Below are 1,269 nucleotides of genomic sequence, written 5' to 3'. Positions count from 1 at the left end.
GGGTCTGCTGCACCGATAGGTGACAGTTTCAGTCACGCGGCCTGACTGGCCGGTGGGGTCATGATGGTCTCGTACTCGATAGGGGTCAACCGGGACAGGGATCGTTGGCGTCGACGGCGGTGGTAGGTCCGTTCGATCCAGGTCACGATCGCGGTCCTCAGCTGCTGCCGGGTCGTCCAGGTCCTGCGGTCGAGGACGTTGTTCTGCAGCAGGCCGAAGAACGATTCCATGGCGGCGTTGTCGCCAGCGGCGCCGACTCTGCCCATCGACCCGATCATGTGGTGCTGGTTGAGGGCACGGACGAATTTCCGGCTGCGAAATTGCGACCCGCGGTCGGTGTGCAGCACGCAGCCGGCCGCGTCACCACGGCGGGCTACGGCGTTGTGTAGTGCGTTGACGGCCAGCCTCGACTTCATCCGCGAGTCGATGGAGTAGCCGACGATCCGATTGGACCACACGTCCTTGATCGCGCACAGGTAGAGCTTGCCCTCACCGGTGCGGTGTTCGGTGATGTCGGCCAGCCACAACCGATTCGGGCCGTCCGCGGTGAAGTCGCGGCGTACCAGATCGTCGTGTACCGGCGGACCGACCTTGCCGCCCTTGCCCCGACGCTTCTTCTTGCTGAACGCACTCCACCAGCCCATGCCGGAGCAGATTTTCCAGGCGGTGCGCTCGACCATCGGCTGGCCGGCAGCGCGGGCCTCGTCGGCCAGGAACCGGTATCCGAACTCCGGGTCATCGCGATGGGCGTCGAACAACGCGTCCGCCCGATACGCCTGCGACAGTTCGGCGTCGGTGACACGGCGGGCAAGCCACCGGTAGTAAGGCTGACGAGCGATGTCCAATACCCGGCACGTCACCGCCACGGGGATCCCGTCGGCGGCCAGCTCGCTCACGAGCGGGTAGAGCCTTTTCCCGGCAGGTTCGCCTGCGACAGGTAGGCCGCGGCCCGGCGCAGGACCTCGTTCTCCTGCTCCAGCAGCTTGATCCGCTTGCGGGCCTCGCGCAGCTCGGCTGACTCGCTGCCACTGACACCAGGCTTGGTCCCTGCGTCGATGTCGGCCTGGCGCAACCACTTGAACAACGTCATCGGATGAACTCCGAAGTCCTTGGCGATCTGCTCGACCGTCACGCCTGGATCACGATCACGGGCCACCCGCACAACGTCATCGCGGAACTCACGGGGGTAGGGCTTGGGCACAGCAACATCCTTCCAGCCCGCCACCAGGGCAAGCCAACTCAGATGTCACCTATCGGTGCAGCAGACCC

General features: G+C 65.5%; 1 protein-coding gene. It reads right to left on the bottom strand.

Features of this window, described 5'->3' with window-relative positions; all coding sequences use genetic code 11:
* Positions 1–32: 32 nt before the first annotated feature.
* A protein-coding gene (locus FHG89_RS00060) for an IS3 family transposase (RefSeq protein WP_139581803.1) occupies positions 33–1,201 on the bottom strand; the annotation gives its coding sequence in 2 pieces (ribosomal slippage) (positions 33–914 and positions 917–1,201; 1,167 coding nt in all).
* Positions 1,202–1,269 lie beyond the last annotated feature (68 nt).

Origin of the sequence: Micromonospora orduensis, from assembly GCF_006228125.1 — a bacterium.
In the GTDB taxonomy this organism is placed as follows: domain Bacteria; phylum Actinomycetota; class Actinomycetes; order Mycobacteriales; family Micromonosporaceae; genus Micromonospora; species Micromonospora orduensis.
This window is presented reverse-complemented; position numbering and strand designations above follow the sequence as displayed.